18 protein-coding genes, 1 pseudogene and 1 riboswitch are annotated in these 18566 nt (G+C 71.5%); of the genes and pseudogenes, 7 read left to right on the forward strand and 12 right to left on the reverse strand.

Annotation, left to right across the window (positions count from 1 at the left end):
* Nucleotides 1-277: 277 nt before the first annotated feature.
* From OG272_RS07145 to OG272_RS07160, 4 genes are read right to left on the reverse strand one after another with little or no spacing between them, the layout of a single operon-like run.
* Nucleotides 278-1561, reverse strand: a complete 1284-nt coding sequence (locus OG272_RS07145; protein ID WP_327730757.1) for an FAD-dependent oxidoreductase — start codon at nucleotides 1559-1561, stop codon at nucleotides 278-280.
* Nucleotides 1558-2361 carry an amino acid ABC transporter ATP-binding protein gene (locus OG272_RS07150; RefSeq protein WP_327730756.1) on the reverse strand — a complete coding sequence of 268 codons (804 nt, stop codon included), beginning with the start codon at nucleotides 2359-2361 and terminating at the stop codon, nucleotides 1558-1560. Before OG272_RS07150 ends, OG272_RS07145 begins: the two co-directional genes overlap by 4 nt.
* Nucleotides 2358-3218: an amino acid ABC transporter permease gene (locus OG272_RS07155; protein ID WP_405892902.1), complete on the reverse strand. Its 861-nt coding sequence runs from the start codon at nucleotides 3216-3218 to the stop codon at nucleotides 2358-2360. The genes OG272_RS07150 and OG272_RS07155 overlap by 4 nt, the downstream gene beginning before the upstream one ends.
* 8 nt (nucleotides 3219-3226) lie before the next feature.
* Nucleotides 3227-4159, reverse strand: coding sequence for a transporter substrate-binding domain-containing protein (locus OG272_RS07160; RefSeq protein ID WP_327730754.1), 933 nt, complete (start codon nucleotides 4157-4159; stop codon nucleotides 3227-3229).
* Nucleotides 4160-4357: 198 nt separating this feature from the next.
* On the opposite strand from OG272_RS07160, the gene OG272_RS07165 reads away from it, so the two are divergent.
* From OG272_RS07165 to OG272_RS07175, 3 genes are all read left to right on the forward strand, one after another.
* Nucleotides 4358-5638, forward strand: a complete 1281-nt coding sequence (locus OG272_RS07165; protein ID WP_327730753.1) for a sugar diacid recognition domain-containing protein — start codon at nucleotides 4358-4360, stop codon at nucleotides 5636-5638.
* A 477-nt stretch (nucleotides 5639-6115) separates the two neighbouring features.
* Nucleotides 6116-6835 carry a lysophospholipid acyltransferase family protein gene (locus OG272_RS07170; RefSeq protein ID WP_326584343.1) on the forward strand — a complete coding sequence of 240 codons (720 nt, stop codon included), beginning with the start codon at nucleotides 6116-6118 and terminating at the stop codon, nucleotides 6833-6835.
* Between the two features lie 134 nt (nucleotides 6836-6969).
* The gene (locus OG272_RS07175) at nucleotides 6970-7995 is read left to right on the forward strand and encodes an NAD(P)-dependent oxidoreductase (protein ID WP_327732313.1); all 1026 of its coding nucleotides are present in this window, start codon (nucleotides 6970-6972) and stop codon (nucleotides 7993-7995) included.
* Between the two features lie 86 nt (nucleotides 7996-8081).
* On the opposite strand, the gene OG272_RS07180 is transcribed toward OG272_RS07175, so the two are convergent.
* The 7 genes from OG272_RS07180 to OG272_RS07210 form a co-directional block, all read right to left on the reverse strand.
* Nucleotides 8082-9671: an alpha/beta hydrolase gene (locus OG272_RS07180; RefSeq protein WP_326584342.1), complete on the reverse strand. Its 1590-nt coding sequence runs from the start codon at nucleotides 9669-9671 to the stop codon at nucleotides 8082-8084.
* A 164-nt stretch (nucleotides 9672-9835) separates the two neighbouring features.
* On the reverse strand, nucleotides 9836-10633 hold the full coding sequence (locus OG272_RS07185) for an urease accessory protein UreD (protein WP_405892903.1): 798 nt from the start codon (nucleotides 10631-10633) through the stop codon (nucleotides 9836-9838).
* A complete protein-coding gene (ureG, locus tag OG272_RS07190; RefSeq protein ID WP_326584340.1) occupies nucleotides 10630-11313 on the reverse strand; it encodes an urease accessory protein UreG in 684 nt (227 codons plus the stop codon). The genes OG272_RS07185 and ureG overlap by 4 nt, the downstream gene beginning before the upstream one ends.
* Nucleotides 11314-11619: 306 nt before the next feature.
* Nucleotides 11620-12294, reverse strand: a complete 675-nt coding sequence (locus OG272_RS07195; protein ID WP_327730752.1) for an urease accessory UreF family protein — start codon at nucleotides 12292-12294, stop codon at nucleotides 11620-11622.
* A gap of 57 nt (nucleotides 12295-12351) precedes the next feature.
* The gene (locus OG272_RS07200) at nucleotides 12352-14073 is read right to left on the reverse strand and encodes an urease subunit alpha (protein ID WP_326584338.1); all 1722 of its coding nucleotides are present in this window, start codon (nucleotides 14071-14073) and stop codon (nucleotides 12352-12354) included.
* Nucleotides 14066-14377, reverse strand: a complete 312-nt coding sequence (locus OG272_RS07205; RefSeq protein ID WP_055523895.1) for an urease subunit beta — start codon at nucleotides 14375-14377, stop codon at nucleotides 14066-14068. The genes OG272_RS07200 and OG272_RS07205 overlap by 8 nt, the downstream gene beginning before the upstream one ends.
* A gap of 9 nt (nucleotides 14378-14386) precedes the next feature.
* Complete coding sequence (locus OG272_RS07210; protein WP_037705202.1) at nucleotides 14387-14689, reverse strand: urease subunit gamma; 303 nt, start codon at nucleotides 14687-14689, stop codon at nucleotides 14387-14389.
* Between the two features lie 305 nt (nucleotides 14690-14994).
* On the opposite strand from OG272_RS07210, the pseudogene OG272_RS07215 reads away from it, so the two are divergent.
* Nucleotides 14995-15995: pseudogene (locus tag OG272_RS07215) on the forward strand (ABC transporter permease).
* 104 nt (nucleotides 15996-16099) lie between these two features.
* On the opposite strand, the gene OG272_RS07220 reads toward OG272_RS07215, so the two are convergent.
* A complete protein-coding gene (locus tag OG272_RS07220) occupies nucleotides 16100-16378 on the reverse strand; it encodes a type II toxin-antitoxin system Phd/YefM family antitoxin (RefSeq protein WP_405892906.1) in 279 nt (92 codons plus the stop codon).
* 138 nt (nucleotides 16379-16516) lie between these two features.
* Between OG272_RS07220 and OG272_RS07225 the strand changes: the two genes are divergently transcribed.
* The 3 genes from OG272_RS07225 to OG272_RS07235 all read left to right on the forward strand — a co-directional run bounded on the left by OG272_RS07225 (nucleotide 16517) and on the right by OG272_RS07235 (nucleotide 18020).
* Nucleotides 16517-16912: a hypothetical protein gene (locus OG272_RS07225; RefSeq protein WP_405892907.1), complete on the forward strand. Its 396-nt coding sequence runs from the start codon at nucleotides 16517-16519 to the stop codon at nucleotides 16910-16912.
* A gap of 141 nt (nucleotides 16913-17053) precedes the next feature.
* Nucleotides 17054-17695, forward strand: coding sequence for an ATP-dependent Clp protease proteolytic subunit (locus OG272_RS07230; RefSeq protein ID WP_328507660.1), 642 nt, complete (start codon nucleotides 17054-17056; stop codon nucleotides 17693-17695).
* Nucleotides 17696-17702: 7 nt separating this feature from the next.
* Nucleotides 17703-18020, forward strand: coding sequence for a hypothetical protein (locus OG272_RS07235; protein ID WP_405892909.1), 318 nt, complete (start codon nucleotides 17703-17705; stop codon nucleotides 18018-18020).
* Nucleotides 18021-18351: 331 nt separating this feature from the next.
* Nucleotides 18352-18563, forward strand: a riboswitch (cyclic di-AMP (ydaO/yuaA leader).
* Nucleotides 18564-18566: the final 3 nt, after the last annotated feature.

Consider the following 18566-nt stretch of genomic DNA (forward strand, 5'->3'; position numbering starts at 1 on the left):
CGGCTGTCCGTGGTCTCGGGAAGCCGGCCAATGTCTGACGCCACTCCCGCCACTCCCGCCACCACCCCGCTGAGCGGGTGGACTCGGCAGGAGCCGATTGACCCGGGACCGCCTTGAGCGGAGACGGTCCCGACGCGCCGAATCCGTGGGGACGGGATCGGCGCGAGGTCCCGGGTCCGGCGGTGGACCTTCCCCCCAGTCCGCCGCCGGACCCGAGGACGCCACCGCGCTCGGGATGCCGGCCGGCCCCCGGGTCGCCGGGGGCGAAACCCCGTGCTCAGGACGGCAGCCGGTCGAAGCGGAACGGCGTGAGGACGTCGGGCCGCCGCCCGGTGACGACGTACTCGGCAAGCCGGTGCCCGGTCACCGGCCCCAGTGTGACCCCCAGCATCCCGTGCCCGGTCGCCGCGTACGCGTTCTCGTGGCCGGGGACCCGGTCGACGACGGGAAGGCCGTCCGGAAGGAAGGGCCGCCCGCCCACCCACGGATCGCGGATGAGGCCGACCAGGTCGTCCGGATCGTCGAACCACCGGCCCAGATAATGACGGCTGGCCAGGGCGACCGCGACGACCCGGCGCCAGTCGAGGCGGTTGTTGTTGCCGCTCAACTCCATCGTGCCGCCGATCCGCGTGGTGCCCCCGATCGGTGAGGCGACAGCCCGCCGTTCGCCGAAGTACAGCGTGTGGCGCGGCGCCGGATCCAGGTCCACCGAGAAGCTGTAACCCTTGCCCGCCTGGAGGGGCAGCGGACTCCCCAGGGCGCGCAGCAGACCGGGCGAACGCATCCCGGCCGCGACCACGACCGCCGAACAGGGGATCTCGCCCTGCGCGGTGCGCAGCGCGGTGACCCGACCGCCGCCGGACCGGAATCCGGTGGCCTCCGCGTTCTCGTGGACCTTCACACCGGCCGCGGCGAGCGCCTCCCCGAGCGCGCGGGCGAAGGCCTCCGGATCGACCACCCCCTCCCCCTCCACGAGGTACGCCGCGCGCACCCCGGATGACAGCGCGTCGTCCAGCAGACGGGCGTCGGCGCCCGTGGTGACGTCGTCGGGCAGCGGGTAGCGGCCGTCCGCCATCTCCCGCTGGACCGCGAGGTGATGGCGGGCCTCGGCCGGCGACAGGAAGGCGTGCACCATGCCGGGTCGGGTGAGCGTCGTGTCGACGCCCGCCTCGCGCAGCCCGTCGAACAGGTCGAAGGTGGTGTGGTTCAGCTCGGCGATCGCCGCGTAGCCGCGCCGGAACGCGGCCGGGGTGCTGCTGCGCCAGAACCGCCACAGCCACCGTACGAACGCCGGGTCCGGCAGCGGCCGTAGGTACAGGGGCGAGTCGGGGCGGCCGAGGGAGCGCAGGGCGTAGCGCAGGACGCCCGGCGCCGGCACCGGAGTCGAGTGGCTGAGGCAGACCCAGCCCGCGTTGCCCCGGGACACCCCGGAACCCAGACCGCGCCGCTCGACGATCTCCACCGGCACCCCGGCCGCGGCCAGGTAGTACGCCGTGCACAGCCCCACCACGCCACCGCCGACGACCACGACCGGGCTCCCCGGAGCGAGCGCACGGGTCATGACGCCGTCCCGTACGACGCGAGGAACTCCCGGGTGCGGGCGCGGGCCGGACGGTCGAGGACCGCCTCGGGCGGGCCCTCCTCCACGATCCGGCCGCCGTCGACGAAGACGACGTGGTCGGAGACCTCGCGGGCGAAGGGCAGTTCATGGGTGACCAGGAGCATGGTCATGCCGTCGGCGGCGAGTTCCCGCATCACGCTCAGTACCTCCCGGGTCGCCTCCGGGTCGAGGGAGGAGGTGGGTTCGTCGAAGAGGAGCACTTCCGGGGTGAGGGCGAGGGCCCGTGCGATGGCGACGCGCTGCTGTTCGCCGCCGGAGAGCTGGTCTGGCAGGGCGAGGGCGCGGTGGGCGACCTTGACCCGGCGCAGCAGGGCGACGGCCCGCTCCAGCGCCGGCTGCTCGGGGACGCCCGCCTTGCGCTGGGCGAGGACGACGTTCTCGACGGCCGTGAGATGCGGGAAGAGGTTGAACCGCTGGAAGACCATGCCGACCGTGCGGCGCAGCCGGGCCAGGTCGCGGCAGACGGTACGGCCGCCCTGGTGCACCACCTCCCCGACGACCTCGACGGTGCCCCGGTCCGGGCGTTCCAGCAGGTTGACGCAGCGCATCAGCGTGGTCTTCCCGCCGCCGCTCTGCCCGATGACGCTGACGATGCGGCCCCGGGGGACCTCCAGGTGGACGTCGTCGAGGACCAGACGGCCGTCGAAGGACTTGCTCAGGCCTTCGATGCGTACGACCGCCTCCTGGGCCGGCGCCGGAGTGGTGGCCCCGGTCGTCGTCGAGGTGACCGAGTCGGTCATGCCGTCGCCTCCTTCGTGCCGGTGTTCGGGCCGGCGTTCGTGCCGGTGTTCGGGCCGGCGTTCGTGCCGGTGTTCGGGCCCGCGTTCGTGCCGGTGTTCGGGCCCGCGTCCACGCCGGTGTTCGTGATCACGTCACCGCCGAGCAGGGCGCGGGCCGCGCGCAGCCGCCGCCGTCGCCACGGGGAGAGGGGGACCCCCGCCCGTACCTTCCGTTCCACGAGCAGGAGGAGCTGGGAGAGGGGGTAGCAGAGGGCGAAGTAGACGGCCGAGACGACGAGGTACACCTCCAGGGCGCGGAAGGTGGCCGAGGTGATGAGCCGGCCCTCGGACATCAGCTCGGCGGCGGAGACGGTGACGAGCAGCGAGGTGGACTTCAGCAGGTCGACCAGCATGGTGTTGGTGCCGGGCAGTGCCTGCCGTACGGCCTGGGGAAGGATGATGTGGCCGAAGATGCCCGCCCTGCCCAGTCCCAGCGCCTCCCCGGCCTCCGTCTGCCCGGCGTGCACCCCGCTGATCGCGGACCGGAAGATCTCGGACAGATAGGCGGCGTAGAAGACGACGAGGCTGAGGCAGCCGGCCGTGAACACGTCCAGCCGGAGTCCGGCGGAGGCCAGGCCGAAGTAGGTCAGGAAGATGATGGCGAGCAGCGGGACGTTCTTGAAGACCTCGGTGTAGACGGCGGCCAGGGCACGCGCCGGCCAGGCCCTGCTCAGCCGGAGCAGGGCGACCGCCAGGCCGAGCAGTACGGCTCCGGCGAAGCTCACCGCCGTGTAGGAGAGGGTGCGCCCGAGTGCGTCGAGCAGGTCGGGCCGGTAGTCGGACCAGGGGACTTCGAAGAAACCTGCGAGATCGGACATGTCGTCCCTCACTGCGCGATGGACGGCGGGGTCCAGTCCTGGGGCCGGTCCACGCCCCGGCGCGCGGTGGCGACGTCGGCGGCCGGCTTCAGGAACTGCTCGGGGTCTCCGCCCCACTTCTCGACGAGCTTCTTCAGTTCGCCGTCGCCGTACATGGCGTCGATCTCCGCGGAGATCGCCTTCTCCAGCGCGGTGGCCTTCTTGGGCAGGTAGAAGCCGGTCTGGTAGGGCTGGAAGTACTGGTAGGCGGGTTCGGCCTTCACCTGTGCGGCGGTCGGCGGCGTCATGTACCGGGTGTCGATCTTCAGGTCGGGCCGTTCCTTCTGCGCCGCGATGATGAGCAGCGGGTCGAGGAACCCGACGTCGATCCGGCCCGCGCCGAGGTCGTCGAAGACTCCGTTGGCGTCCGGGTAGGCGTGCAGCTCGGCGCCGGGCACGGCCTGGATGGACTTGACCCACACATAGCCCTCGACGGTCCCGAGTTCCAGGCCCTTCAGATCGTCGACGGTCCGGTACGTCCTGCCGGACCGCACGGCCATCGCCGGGGGCGAGTAGTAGGGCGGGTCCGTGAACAGGCCCTGCTTCTGCCGGTCCGCCGACCAGGCGACCCCGCCTATGGTGATGTCCACCCGACGGGACTGCACTCCGGCGAGCATGCCCGCGAAGTCCGTGACCTGGGGCTCGACCCGGAGGCCGAGTTTGTCCGCGACGCGGTTGAGGATGTCGCCGTCCAGCCCGACGATCGTGTCGCCCTGGACGCTGGTGTAGGGCGCGTACGGCTGGACGGCCACCTTGAGCACGCCGGGGGTGAGGGTGCCCAGCGCGGCGGTCTTCGCGGACACGTTCTTCGGGCCGTCGTCGCCGTCCGCACCACAGGCGGCGACGGTGGACAGCAGGAGGGTCGCGGACAGAGCGGCGACGAGGGAACGCAGACGGTTCATCGGCGTGGGCCTTCCGTATCGGCCTGCGGGATCCCGCCGTTCACCGCGGTGTGCCCCGGCGGGAGGTGATGGGCCCAAAGGCTATGAGCGGGCCGGTCGCGGGTCACTGTTCACTTCGTACGAACTTGTGGTGAGCACAGCCCGCTCCGCTGTACGGTGCGTCCAGCTCCGGTCCACCCCCCGACGGGAGGAACGCCCTTGCTGAGCCCGTCACTCGCGCAGGAGATAGCCGGGGACACCTCCGCGGTCATCGGTTTCAACGTGCTGATCACCGATGCGGAGGGCATGGTCATCGGCAGCGGCGACCGCAGCCGGGTCGGCACCTTCCACGAGGCCTCCGTCGAGGTGATCCGCACCCAGGAACCGGCCGCGCACAGCGCCTCACAGGCTCTGGTGCTCCGGGGTGTGCGCCCCGGCGTCACCCTGCCGCTGGTCACGGACGGGCAGGCGGTGGGCACGGTCGGGATCACCGGGACTCCCGCCCAGGTGCGGCGTTTCGGCCTGCTGGTGAAGCGGCAGACGGAGATCCTGCTGCGGGAGTCGGTGATGCTGCGCTCCCGGCTGCTCGCCGAGCGGGCGGCCGAGAAACTCTTCGCCGACCTGGCCTCGTACGACCCTCAGGTGGTCGAGGGCGACTTCCTGCTCTTCCGCGCCGCCGAGCTGGGCTTCGACCTGCGGCTGCCCCGGGTCGCGGTGGCGTTCGAGGTGACCGTGGCCGCGCCGGGCAACCGCCGGCCCGGCGCACCCACCCGGGACATGGCGCTCGTGCGCTCGGAACTGCTCCGCACGGTCCGCGAGGTCTTCGCCGATCCCCAGGACATCGTCGCCACCACCGCTCCCGGCCGGCTCGGCGTACTGCACCGGCTCCGGCCCGACCGGCCGACGGCGTCGCTGGTCGCCGACTGCCGCCGGGTCGCCGACGTCATCGCCGCACAGAACTCCCTCACGGCCCGCGCCGGCATCGGCGAACCGGCCGACTCCGTCGGCGCGCTCCACGACTCCTACCAGGACGCCTGCGACGCGCTCCACCTGACGGCCCGGCGGACGAGCGGTTCCGCCACGCATCTGACCGCCCGCGGGGCGGGCGGCGCCCCGGTCCATCTGATCTCCGATCTGCGGATCCACCAGGTCCTGGCGGCGGTCGGCCAGCCCGCCCGGGGCCGTCTGCTCGCGGTGACCGCCGCGGAGCTGCGCGCCCAGCCGGACTGGCCGGTGCTCCGCGACACGGTCACCGCGTGGTGCGAGGGCGGCTTCAACCTCGTACGGGCGGCCGAGGCGCTCCACGTCCACCGCAACACCGTGGTCTACCGCATGCAGAAGATCGAACAGCTCACCGGCCGCCCCCTGCGCGACCACCGCACCACCATGGCGCTCTATCTCGCCTGCCTGTCCGACGAGTTGGGCGGGACCCCCGAGCCACCCCCGCGGCCCCATGAGCTCTCGGTCGATCTGCCGACGAGGCCCACGCGTACCAGCTGAGAGAAGGCGACGAGCCCCGACGCCGAACGGTTCTTCAGAGCTGCTGGCGGTGGCCGGGGCCGTGGCGGGCCCGGGGTGGCTTCCCGTGGTCGGCGCCGGCACCGGGGTTTCCCTGCTGTTCGCCGCCGCCTCCCCGCTGTTCGCCACCGCCTCCTGCTGTTCGGCGCCGCCCGGCACACCCGACGGCCGCTGCCCACGCGGTTCGGCCGGAAGACCGCGCAAGGTGACGCAGGCGAGCCGGGGTCCTCCCGGTGACATGGGGCGTGGGGCTACGATCAATCGTCGACACGCAGGACGAGGCTCACCAGGGCACATGCGCCTGACGCAACGTCAGCAAAGTCAGCGAGGAGTCAGCGTGAGTCCGATCAGACCTGCCCGCAGACGGCCGCACCCGCACCACGATCGAGTGCGCGCATGTCTGCTGTGACCTGGCGGAACACGTCCATAGAGCCGATCCGGTAGCGCGAGGGAGACGCCGTGTTCTATTACCTGCTCAAATACGTGCTTCTGGGTCCCCTGCTGAGACTGGTCTTCCGGCCTCGCATCGAAGGCCTCGAACACGTACCGCCGTCGGGCGCGGCCATCGTCGCGGGCAATCACCTGTCCTTCTCGGACCACTTCCTGATGCCCGCGATCCTCAAGCGCCGCATCACGTTCCTGGCGAAGGCCGAGTACTTCACCGGCCCGGGCCTCAAGGGCCGGCTGACGGCGTTCTTCTTCCGCAGCGCCGGGCAGATCCCGGTCGACCGCTCCGGCAAGGAGGCGGGCCAGGCCGCCATCCGCGAGGGTCTCGGCGTGCTGAGCAAGGACGAGCTCCTCGGCATCTACCCGGAGGGCACCCGCTCGCACGACGGCCGCCTCTACAAGGGCAAGGTCGGTGTCGCGGTCATGGCGCTCAAAGCCCGTGTGCCCGTCGTCCCCTGCGCCATGATCGGCACCTTCGAGGCGCAGCCTCCCGGCAAGGTCATCCCCAACATCCACCCCGTCGTCATCCGCTTCGGCAAGCCCCTCGACTTCTCCCGCTACGAGGGCATGGAGAACGAGAAGGCCGTCCTGCGCGCCATCACCGACGAGATCATGTACGCGATCCTCTCGCTCTCCGATCAGGAGTACGTCGACCAGTACGCGGCCGTCGTGAAGGCGGAGGAGGCCGCGGCGGCGAAGGAGCGCAAGTTCCCCCGTATGCCGTTGAGTTGAGCGGGTCTCGGCCGATGGCGCCGAGTGTTCGGTAGGTTCCCGCGGCCGACCCTGTCGAGGCGTTCTGCCGTTGGCAGAGCGTCCCGCCGGAGCGGTCGCGGGCGTCGTACGGTCGGGACATGACACGACGTGCTGTGGTGATCGGAGCGACGGGACAGATCGGCCGGGTGGCCGTGGGTGTGCTGGCGCGGGACGGCTGGGCGGTGACGGCCGTCTCGCGGGGCGGCGGCCGGGACACCGGCTGGCCGGAGGACGTGCGGGCCCTGCCGGGCGATCGCGGCGACGACGCGGCGCTGGCGGCCGCGGTCGGCGACGGCTGTGACGTGCTGGTGGACATGGTGGCGTACGGCCCCGAACACGGCCGACAGTTGCTCGCGGTGGCCGACCGGGTCGGCTCGGCGGTCGTCGTCTCCAGCGTCTCGGTGTACGAGGACGACAAGGGCCGCAACTTCGACACCCAGGCGGAGCCGGACGGCTTCCCCGAGTACCCCCTGCCCCTGCCCGAGAGCCAGCGCACGATCCGGCCGGACGACACCTCGTACAGCACGCGCAAGGCGGGTCTGGAGCGCGAACTCCTCGCCGGGGGCGACCGGTTGCCCACGACCCTGCTGCGCGCGGGCGCCGTCCACGGGCCGCACTGCCGTACGCCGCGCGAGCTGTATGTCGTGAAGCGCAATCTGGACGGCCGGCGCCGCCGGGTCCTGGCGTACGGCGGTGCGAGCCGTTTCCATCCGGCGAGCGTCCACAACATCGCCGAACTGATCCGGCTGGCGGCCGCACGGCCCGGGAGCCGGGTGCTGAACGCCGTCGACCCGGACGCGCCGACGGTCGTGGAGATCGCCGCGGCGATCGACGCGGTCATGGGCGTCGAGACGGAGAACGTGCTCGTGGACGGCCCCGCCCCGTCGCCCACCGTGGGCGACACGCCCTGGTCGGTGCCGGTGCCCGTGGTGTGCGACATGTCGGCGGCGGAGCGGGAGTTGGGCTACCGCCCGGTGGTCCGGTACGCGGAGTCGTTGCCGGAGACGGTCGCGTGGATCGAGAGCCGGTTGACGGCCGGACGGGACTGGCGGGAGGCGTATCCCAGGATGGCCGAGGTGTACGGGGACCTCTTCGACTACGCGGCGGAGGACGCGTGGCTGACCGGGCGGCGGGCGTGACCACCTGACCGCGTGCGCGCACGCGGAAGGGGGCGACCGGGTCTCCCGGTCGCCCCCTCGCGTCGATCATGGGCCTACGACTGGACCTACGGCGTCGGCGTGGCGTGCGGTGCGCACTTCACGTCGGCCGCGCCCACCTTGCCGGTGAGCAGGTAGGTGTCCACGCGCTCGTTGACACACGGGTTGACCAGGCCGGTGACTCCGTGGGAGCCGGCCTTCGTCTCCGTGATCAGACGGGAGCCCTTGAGCCGCTTGTGCAGCTCGACGGCACCCTCGTACGGGGTGGCCGCGTCACGCTCGGACTGGACGATCAGGACGGGCGGCAGGCCCTTCTTGGTCTTCACGTCCACCGGGGTGTACTGCTTGGACTGCCAGGTGGCGCACGGCAGGTTCATCCAGGCGTTGGCCCAGGTCATGAACGGGTGGTTCTTGTGCAGCTTCGTGTTGTCGCGGTCCCACTTCTTCCAGCTGGTGGGCCACTTGGCGTCGGTGCACTCGACCGCCGTGTAGACGGCGTTGCCGTTCTCCGAGGCGGCGTTGCCCGCCGTGTCGGTGAGGTCCGGGGCGGCCGCGTCGACCAGCGCCTGGGTGTCACCGGCGGCGTACTCGCTCCACACCTGGGCGGTGGGCACCCACGCGGAGTCGTAGTACGGGGCGCTCTGGAAGAAGGAGATCAGCTCGGCCGGGCCGACGAGCCCGCCGATCGGGTTCTTCTTCGCGGTGGCGCGCAGCTCCAGCCACGCGGCCTGCACCTCGGCCTGGGTGTCACCGAGGTGGTACGTCGCGTCGTTCTGCGCGACCCACTTCGTCCAGTCCTTCCAGCGGCCCTCGAAGGCGATGTCCTGGTCCAGGTTGGCCTGGTACCAGATCTTCTCGCGGGAGGGGTTCACCACGCTGTCGACGACCATGCGGCGCACGTGCTTCGGGAAGAGGGTGCCGTAGACGGCGCCGATGTACGTCCCGTAGGAGACGCCGAGGAAGTTGAGCTTCTTCTCCCCCAGGGCGGCCCGGATGACGTCCAGGTCACGCGCGGTGTTCGGCGTCGTCATGTGCGGCAGCATCTCGCCGCTGCGCTTCTTGCAGCCGGCCGCGTACTCGGCCGCCAGCTTGCGCTGCTTGAGCTTGTCGGCCTCGGAGTCCGGGACCGGGTCCATCTTCGGCGCCTTCACGAACTCCTGCGGGTCGACACAGGAGATGGGCGCCGACTTGCCCACGCCACGCGGGTCGAAGCCCACGAAGTCGTAGGCCTTGGACGTGTTGACCCACAGCGGGGCCTTGGTGGTGACCCGGCGCGGGAAACGCAGACCCGAGCCGCCCGGACCGCCGGGATTGTAGACGAGCGCGCCCTGGCGCTCCTCCTTCGTACCGGTGTTGCCGATACGGTCCACGGCGAGCTTGATCTGCTTGCCGTTCGGCTTGGCGTAGTCCAGCGGCACGGTGACCCAGCCGCACGTGATCGGCTTCTCCAGGCCCCAGCTCTCGGGACAGTCCTGCCAGTCGACGCCCTTCTTCGCCGCCTTCGCGGCGGCGACGGCGACGCCCTTGGCCTCGCGGTCCTGCGCACTCGCGCCGTCCGCGGCGGTGGCCACGGGGGCGGCGACGGCACCGGCTATCAGGGTCGCCGTGACGAGCAGGCCGGCGGAGCCGAACGCCGCCGTCCTTCTGGTCGGCCTCATACCTCGCAAGAGGGAACTCCCCGTACATCGTTTCGAAGTTTCGAATGGTCACGGGGATCCTCGTGCCTGTGCGGCACCTGAGAACAGAGGCGCGAAGAGTTCTTTACTAATCCGATAACCGGTACGGAAAGTCCCGTTCAGCGGACCTCCCTCACAAACCGTCCTCAACCATCCAGCTCGGCAAGGGCTTCGTCGAGCACGCGCCGCAGCCGCAGCGCGTCCGGCGCGAGCGCGCTGACGAGTACGGCGGGCCCGGCGAGCGGAGTGAGCGCGGCGGTCTCCCCCAGCACCTTCGGCCCGGGCATCCGATCGGCGAACTCCGGTCTTACGACGACGAGTTGCCCCAACGCACGAAACCCGCCCAGCACGGCGGGCCCGTCCCAGCCACCGGGCGCCCCCGGCCCGCACCCCACCTGCTGATCGAGCAACGGCCGCCCGCCCGACCACACACCGAGCCGGCTGGTGAGCCGTCCGGGCTCCTCCCCCACCCGTCCGAGCACCTGCTCCTCCCGGAACACCAACCGCGCCCCGACGCCGAGTTCGACCCGCGTCGACGCCCACAGATCACTCCCCTGGGCGGAGATCAACTGCTCCGGCAGCCACCGCAGTTCGCCTCCGGCGGCGACATCGATCCGTACGTCGTAACGGGCCTCCCCCTTGGCCTGCCCCGGCAACGCGATCGTCGCGGCGGCCGACCCGACGCGCAGCCGGGCCCCCTCGCCGACCTCCGCCTCGACGGCGAACCGGTCCCCGCCGAGCGGCCCGCTCATGGCCCCGACCAGCATGACCCGCGCCTCGTCGCCACTCCCCCGAGTGCGGCGCAACGCCAGGGGCCCGTCGCTCTCCAGCACGGGCAGGGCCGTGCCGCCCCGCCCGTCGACGCGGGCCGCGATCCGTGCGGTGGCCTTGACCCCGGCGGTACCCGTGCCCCCGTCCGCCCCCGCCTCTCCTGCCGTCCTCATGCCGTCCACGCCACGAGCTTCTCCCGCACCCACGCGGCGACTTCCCCGACCCCGGCCTCACTCCGCAACGACTGGAACACCACCGGCAGCTCCGCCCGCTGCGCCTTCGCGTCCGCGGCCATCCGGGCGAGGTCGGAACCGACGTACGGCGCGAGGTCGGTCTTGTTGACGACCAGCAGGTCGGCCGTGGTGACCCCGGGCCCGCCCTTGCGCGGGATGTCGTCCCCACCGGCCACGTCGATGACGAAGATCTGCGCGTCGACGAGCCCCTTGGAGAAGGTCGCGGTGAGGTTGTCACCCCCGGACTCGACGAGAATGAGATCGAGCGGTCCGACCTCGTCCTCCAGGTCCTCGACGGCCTCCAGGTTCGCGGAGATGTCGTCCCGGATGGCCGTGTGCGGGCACGCCCCCGTCTCCACGGCAGTGATCCGCTCGGGCGGCAACACGGCTTCGCGCAGCAGGAACTCGGCGTCCTCCCGCGTGTAGATGTCGTTCGTCACCACAGCGAGCGACAACTCGTCCCGCAGGACCTGGCAGAGGGCGGCGACGGTAGCGGTCTTGCCCGACCCGACGGGCCCGCCGAGCCCGATACGCAGGGCGCGCCGACTGCCGTCGGGCCGGTGCGCGTCGGCACTCACGGCGGAGGGGCCGTCGTGGGAATGAGCGTGATCGAGATGCATGAATACGGCTCCTTGTTCGACTGCGGGGCGCGGGAGGGCTCGGGCGGCACGGTTGTACGGCGGGTGCGGGTGGGCGGGGGCTGTTCGCGCAGTTCCCCGCGCCCCTGAAAAGCAGGGGCTGCGCCCCTTTGCTTTTCGGCCCGCAAGGACCGTAGGCCTTTAGGGGCGCGGGGAACTGCGCGAGAAGCCCCACCGGACCCGCACCTGGGGGTCGAAGGGGCGCAGCCCCTGGATGGGGGCACCTCCCGCTCGAGCGAAGCCGAGAGTGGGGGAGGGACGGGTAGGGGCGGCGGGGGCGAAGAGAACTCAGGACGCGAACAACCGCACAGGCCAAGCCGCATGCACCTCCGCACTGATCTCCAACAGCGGCGCGGAAGCCGCAGGCAGACTCCCGACCCCTCCGCCCCCCACTCCCCGCGCCGCATCGACCGCCGCCCCCACCACCACATCCATCTCGGGAGCCAACCGCGCCAACACCCGGGTCGCATCGAACGGATCAAGACTCAACAACCGCACCGTCGCACTCGTCGCCCCGCTCACACTCTCGTACACGGAGCAGTACGCCGCGTCGTCCGGCCCCAACCCGGCCGCCCTGGCCACCACCCCCAACACGACAGGCTGATGCGCCCCCTTGGGGAACTCCCGTGCCAGCGCGTCCAGTTCCTCCGACGGCCAGGTCGCCCGCGCCGCCCGCATCAACTGCCGCCCCAGCCTCCGCGAAGCGACCCGCAGGGCGATGGACGGCGTCCGGGCATCGGCGGCGGCGTCCAGGGCCGACGGATCCACCCCGAGCGCGGCCGCGGCGGCCAGCGCCGCCGACACCAGCCCCGCCGTGTGCAACCGCCCCCTGCAGAACGCCTCCAGCCCCTCCGCCCCGGTGATCAGCCCGGCCTTGACGGCCGCCTCGGCCCCGCCGGAGTGCGCGTGCCCTCCGGCGGGGAAGCGGCCGTCGGCCAGGACGAGAAGCGCTGCCCTAGACAACCCGGCTCCCGGACATGAGGCATCGCGACGCGGACATCACGCATCCCACCTCGGCCATCAGAAGAGGAAGTACCGCTGTGCCATGGGAAGTTCGGCGGCCGGTGTGGCCTCCACCAACTCCCCGTCGATGTGCACGGCGAAGCTGTCGGGGTCGACACGCACCTCGGGCCGCGCGTCGTTCTCGCGCATGTCGGCCTTCGTGACGCCACGGGTCGACTCGATGGCGACGAACCGCTTTCCCAGCGAGAGCCGCTCGGGCAGCCCGTCCTCGATGGCGAGCGGTGCCACGAAGTTGAACGAGTTCGAGGCGGGCGCCCGCCCGATGGCCCCGTACATGGGACGCGGGAGGATCGGCTGCGGGGTGGGGATGGAGGCGTTCGCGTCGCCCATCTGCGCGTACGCGATCTGCCCGCCCTTGATCACGAGGTGCGGCTTGACGCCGAAGAACGCGGGCTCCCAGACGACGAGGTCGGCGAGCTTACCCGTCTCGACGGAGCCGATCTCGCGGGCGAGCCCCTGTGCGAGGGCGGGGTTGATCGTGTACTTGGCGACATATCGACGTACCCGGTGGTTGTCCGCCCGCCCGTCACCCGGCAGCGCACCCCGCCGCCGCTTCATCACATGGGCCGTCTGCCAGGTCCGCAGGATGACCTCACCCACCCGGCCCATGGCCTGGGCGTCCGACGAGATGATCGAGATCGCGCCCAGGTCGTGCAGGATGTCCTCGGCCCCGATGGTGGAAGGCCGGATACGGGACTCCGCGAACGCGAGATCCTCCGGCACGGCCGCGTTCAGGTGGTGGCAGACCATCAGCATGTCGAGGTGTTCCTCGGCGGTGTTGACGGTGTAGGGCCGGGTCGGGTTGGTGGAGCTGGGCAGGACGTGCGGCTCGGAGACCACGGTCATGATGTCGGGCGCGTGCCCGCCGCCGGCGCCCTCGGTGTGGTACGCGTGGATGCCGCGTCCGGCGATGGCGGCGAGGGTGTCACCGACGAACCCGGCCTCGTTCAGGGTGTCCGTGTGGATGGCGACCTGGATGCCGGTCCGTGCGGCGACGGTCAGCGAGGCGTCGATGACGGCCGGGGTCGAACCCCAGTCCTCGTGCAGCTTGAGGCCGAGGGCCCCGCCCCGGATCTGGGACAGCATGGCCTCGTGCGAGACCGTGTTGCCCTTGCCGAGGAAGCCGATGTTGAGCGGGTACTGCTCCATCGCCTCCAGCATCCGGGCGAGGTGCCAGGGGCCGGGGGTGACGGTGGTGGCCTTAGAGCCCTCGGCGGGTCCCGTACCGCCGCCGACCAGCGTCGTGACACCGGACGACAGTGCCTCGTCGGCGATCTGCGGACAGATGAAGTGGACGTGGGCGTCGACGCCACCGGCGGTGACGATCCGCCCGTTGCCCGCGATGATCTCCGTCTCGGGGCCGATGACCAGGTCGGGGTGGATCCCGTCCATGGTGTCGGGGTTGCCGGCCTTGCCGATGCCGGTGATCCGGCCGTCGCGGATGCCGATGTCGGCCTTGACGATGCCCCAGTGGTCGATGATCACCGCGCCGGTGACGACCGTGTCCGGGGTGCCCTCTGCGCGCGTAGCACGCGACTGGCCCATGGATTCGCGGATGACCTTGCCGCCGCCGAACACGGCCTCGTCACCGGCGAGTCCGGGCCCGCCGGAACGGTCCTCCTCGATCTCGACCAGCAGATCGGTGTCGGCGAGCCGGATGCGGTCACCGGTGGTGGGGCCGAACAGGTCGGCGTACGCGGCACGCGAGATCTCAGGCATCGAGGGCACCTCCGGTCTCCCCGCGCAGGCCGGGCACGACACGGGCGCCGGTGAGCGGGACGAGTTCGACGTCGACGGGGATCCCGGGCTCGAAGCGCACGGCGGTGCCGGCGGCGACGTTCAGCCGCTTGCCGCGCGCGGCGGCGCGGTCGAACTCCAGGCCGGGGTTGGCCTCGGCGAAGTGGTAGTGGGAGCCGACCTGGACGGGCCGGTCGGCGGCGTTGAGAACGGTGAGCCGGGTGACCTCACGGCCCTCGTTGTAGACGATCGGGTCCTCGGCGAAGAGGATCTCTCCGGGAATCATCGAGCCCCCTCAGACGATCGGGTCGTGGACGGTGACGAGCTTGGTGCCGTCCGGGAAGGTCGCCTCGACCTGAACGTCGTGGATCATCTCGGGGATGCCCTCCATGACGTCGTCCCGGGTGAGCAACTGCCGCCCGGACGCCATGAGTTCGGCGACCGTACGGCCGTCCCGCGCGCCTTCGAGGATGTGCGCGGTGATGAGCGCGACGGCCTCGGGGTGGTTCAGCTTCAGCCCGCGGGCCCGGCGCTTCTCCGCCACGTCGGCCGCCACATGGATCAGCAGCCTCTCCTGCTCGTGCGGGGTCAGTTGCACGGCGTCCACCTCACATCCTCGCTCCGGACCGTGCGGGGTCCGGTTGCCTCGCCACCGGGCAAATTCGCTGGTGGCGTGGCCGCAGGCTAATTGGGCGGCGTTTCGGCGACGTTAACCGGACCGTGATCCACGTGCGTCGTTCCGCCGCGAAGCGGTTCGGCCCCCTAAGGAGAACCATGTCCGCCCCGCCCGCCGCACCCACCTCGGCCCAGGCCACAGACACAGGCGCGGGCACCACCCCCGCCCCCGCCGGCGGCGGCGCGGCGGCCCCGGCCCTCTCGCACTCGATACCCCCGAGCCGCCGCATGGCCGCGGTCATCGTCCTGATCCCGATCATCGCGGCGCTCGCCCTCTGGGCCTTCGCCTGGCCCAACGCCCGCACCGCGCCCCGCGACCTGCCGCTCGGCGTGGCCGGACCGGCCACCGCCACCGCCCAGGTCGAGCGGCAGCTGCATCAGCGGGAGGGGGCCTTCGAGATCCACCACTACGCCGACGAGGCGGCCGCCCGGGACGCGATCGAGGACCGGACCGTATACGGCGCGGTGGTCGTCACCCAGGCCGGACCCAAGCTGCTCACCGCCTCGGCCGCGAACCCGATGGTCGCCCAGTTGCTGCAGCAGGCCGTGACCCAGCAGGCCGCCGAGGAGGGCGTCCGGGTGATGTCCGCCGACGTGGTGGCCACCCCGGCGAACGACCCGCGGGGCTCGGCCATCGCTTCGAGCGTGCTGCCGCTGGCTCTGGCCGGCACCGCCTCCGGCGCCGCGGTCACCCTGCTCGTACTGCGCCGGGGGCGCGCGGCCGCCGCGCTGGTCGGGGCCGCCGCCCTCGTCGGGATCGTCGCACCGCGATCGCGGACAGCTGGCTGGGCGTGCTCGGTGGGAACCAGTGGGCCGAGGCCGGCGTGCTGAGCCTGGCGACACTCGCCGTCGGTGCCACCGTGGCCGGCTTCGCCGCGCTGCTCGGCAGGGCGGGCATCGGTCTGGGCGCCCTGCTGACCGTGTTCCTCGGCAACCCGTTCGCTGGCGCCTCCACGGCACCGCGGATGCTCCCCGAACCGGTGGGGGCGCTCGGCCAGTTCCTCCCGCCGGGTGCGGGTGCGTCACTGTTGCGCTCGGTGTCCTTCTTCGACGGCGCAGCCGCTCTCACGCCGGCCCTCGTCCTGACCACGTGGGCGGCCTTCGGCCTGGCGGCGGTCCTCCTGGGTGACCTGCTCAAGCGCCGCCCGAAGCCCACCGAGCGGGCCACGGCCGCACCGACCCCGGACCCGGACCCGGCCCCGGCCCCGGCCCCGGCCCCGGCGCACTGACCCACCACCGAAGCCGAGCCAGCCACCACCCCCGGACCGCCCCACCACCCTGACCGGCCGCGCGCCCCCGCTGTGGCGGACGGGGGCGCACGGCCTCTCGGTCCCTATGAAGCCCCCGGCCCCCGATGCTCCGCCGCGATGCCGAACCGCTGCTGCTCCCTGGGCGTCGGCGTGCCCTCACGGACTCGGGAGACGGCGCTGATCACCGGCTCGTCCGCGGGTTCCTGGAGGGCTTCGAGCTGCTCCAGGTCGGCGGCGGAGACCAGGGCGACGAGGGGCTTCCCGTGCCGCGTCACGACGACGCGCTCGCCGCCGTAGACCACGCGGTTGATCAGATCGGCGAGCTCAGCCCTGGCTTGCGTCACCGGAATCTCGTAGGCCATGAAGCCCAGCTTAGACCGGGCGCCGCGCGCCGCCCCGAGCGGAAGATCCCATTCTGCTCCGCGACGATCTCTCCGTTCGTACGATCGGGCTGGCCCTCCCGCAGGAGGCGTCCATGACAACCGAACAGAGGGGGATCCATGTCCAGCTTTTCCAGGCGTTCGCTGCTCGGGTACTCGGGATCGGCGGCGGCGGGGGCGGTACTCGCGTCGGGCGGGACGGCGCAGGCGGCTTCGACGGTGGGCGCGAGCACCGCGGTGGGCGCGAGCGCCGAGAGCGAGGCGGCAGCGGTGGAGTTCCCGCCCGGCACCGAGTTCTCGGGGAATTCCAGTCTGAGCGTGGAGGACGAGGATGCCTACTACTACCTGAAGATCGGGTTCACGTTGGAGATCTCCGGATGGAACGGCGACACGCCACCAGCGGAGAATGTCGTCACGCCCGCCGAGATCGCGAGCGCCCTGTCCGCGATCGCGGTCTCGAAGGGCTGGCCCCCGATCACCTTCTCGGGCAGACCCGCCCCCGTGGCCATCAACTGAGTTCCCCGCCCCGCACTCCTCGGAGCCCCGGACCACCTCGGTCCGGGGCTCCGTCCTTTTCCTCTTCCTTCGACTCCCCTCCTCATCGCCTCGTACGTCCTGTACATTCTGTACAGAAATCGATCAGAGGAGGCGCGCCCCATGCCCGCGAACCGACCCTCGGCCCGTCATGTGCTGCCCGAGTTCACCGAGCGCACCAGTGCGGGTCACCGAACGATGGATCCGTACTCGAAGTTGCTGGAAGAACGGATCGTGTTCCTCGGGACGCAGATCGACGACACGTCGGCGAACGACGTGATGGCGCAGTTCATGCACCTCGAGTACCAGTCGCCGGACCGCGACATCTCGCTGTACATCAACTCGCCGGGCGGCTCGTTCAGCGCGATGACAGCGCTCTACGACACGATCCGGTTCGTCACCTGTGACGTGGAGACCATCTGTCTGGGACAGGCGGGGTCGGCCGCCGCGGTGCTGCTGGCGGCGGGCACACCGGGCAAGCGGTTCATGCTGCCGGGGGCACGCGTACTGATCCACCAACCGGCGGTGGCCGACCGGATCGAGGGACAGGCGAGCGATCTGGCGATCCGGGCCGAGGAGCTGATGCGCAACCGCCGGAAGCTGGAGGAGATGCTCGTCCGGCACACGGGCCAGAGCCCCGAGCGGATCAGTGCCGACATCGAGCGGGACAAGTTCCTCGACGCCGAGGCGGCGGTGGAGTACGGCCTGGCGGACCGGGTGATCCCGAGCCGCAGGACCTCGCCCACGCTCCCCGGCGCGAGGTGAGCCACCGATGCTCCCACCCGAACTGCCGCCGCTGCCCGCGCTCACGCGCGCCGAGGCGGAGCTGATCGACCGTTACCTGGACGTGGTCGACCTGGTCGGCCGGATCAATCCGGCGCGCCCGGGCGACACGTACCGCGGGTTGCGTGCGGCGCAGGCGCTCGTCGCCAAGGCGACCGCTCTGCGCGACGCGCTCGAACTGATGCACAGGCGCGGGGAGAACGAGGTGCACGCCCCGACGCTCGCGCGCGCCCTGCGGGTCCTCGACGGAAAGCGGCGGACGGGCCTGGTGGCGCTACCCCCGGAGCCGGAGGACTGGCCCGCCTGAACCGATCCCGGGCCGCTCTCCGTACTACTGACGGGGCGTCCGGCCCGGGCTTCGCGCCCTCCGGACGGCCTACCGCGATCGACCCATCGGCCCATACGTCGTGAGGACCTGTGAAGTTGCACAACGCGCCCGCTACGCGGTCGGAATGCACTGTTCCGGTGCTGGTGCGGACCTCCTCGAACACGTGGACACAACAGCCGAAATCATTCTGTCCACCCGAACGGGTGAGTGGTGAGTAAGACCACAAATCCATGGTTCCGTTGGGATTTTCGGACGTTCGTGCGTCAAGATCCCTTCCTGACGACAAGCCCCCGCCGCAGCGGCGGGGCGATCCGGGTGGACGCCGAGTCCTGCCGCCGCCCGGATGACCGGTCGACAGGAGTGCATCGGCAGGAGTGGAGGACCCAGGCACGACGGGTCGCCGGAACGGTCAAGCCATGACCGCGCCGAGCAGCCCTTGGGGTGAAGCCGCGTCAGCGGCCGGGCAACTTTGTCAGCCCGAATCCGACAGGTCATCCTTCACAGGCGGCTGACGAAGGGTTGCGC

Source organism: Streptomyces sp. NBC_00104 (assembly GCF_045160825.1).
Classification (GTDB): domain Bacteria; phylum Actinomycetota; class Actinomycetes; order Streptomycetales; family Streptomycetaceae; genus Streptomyces.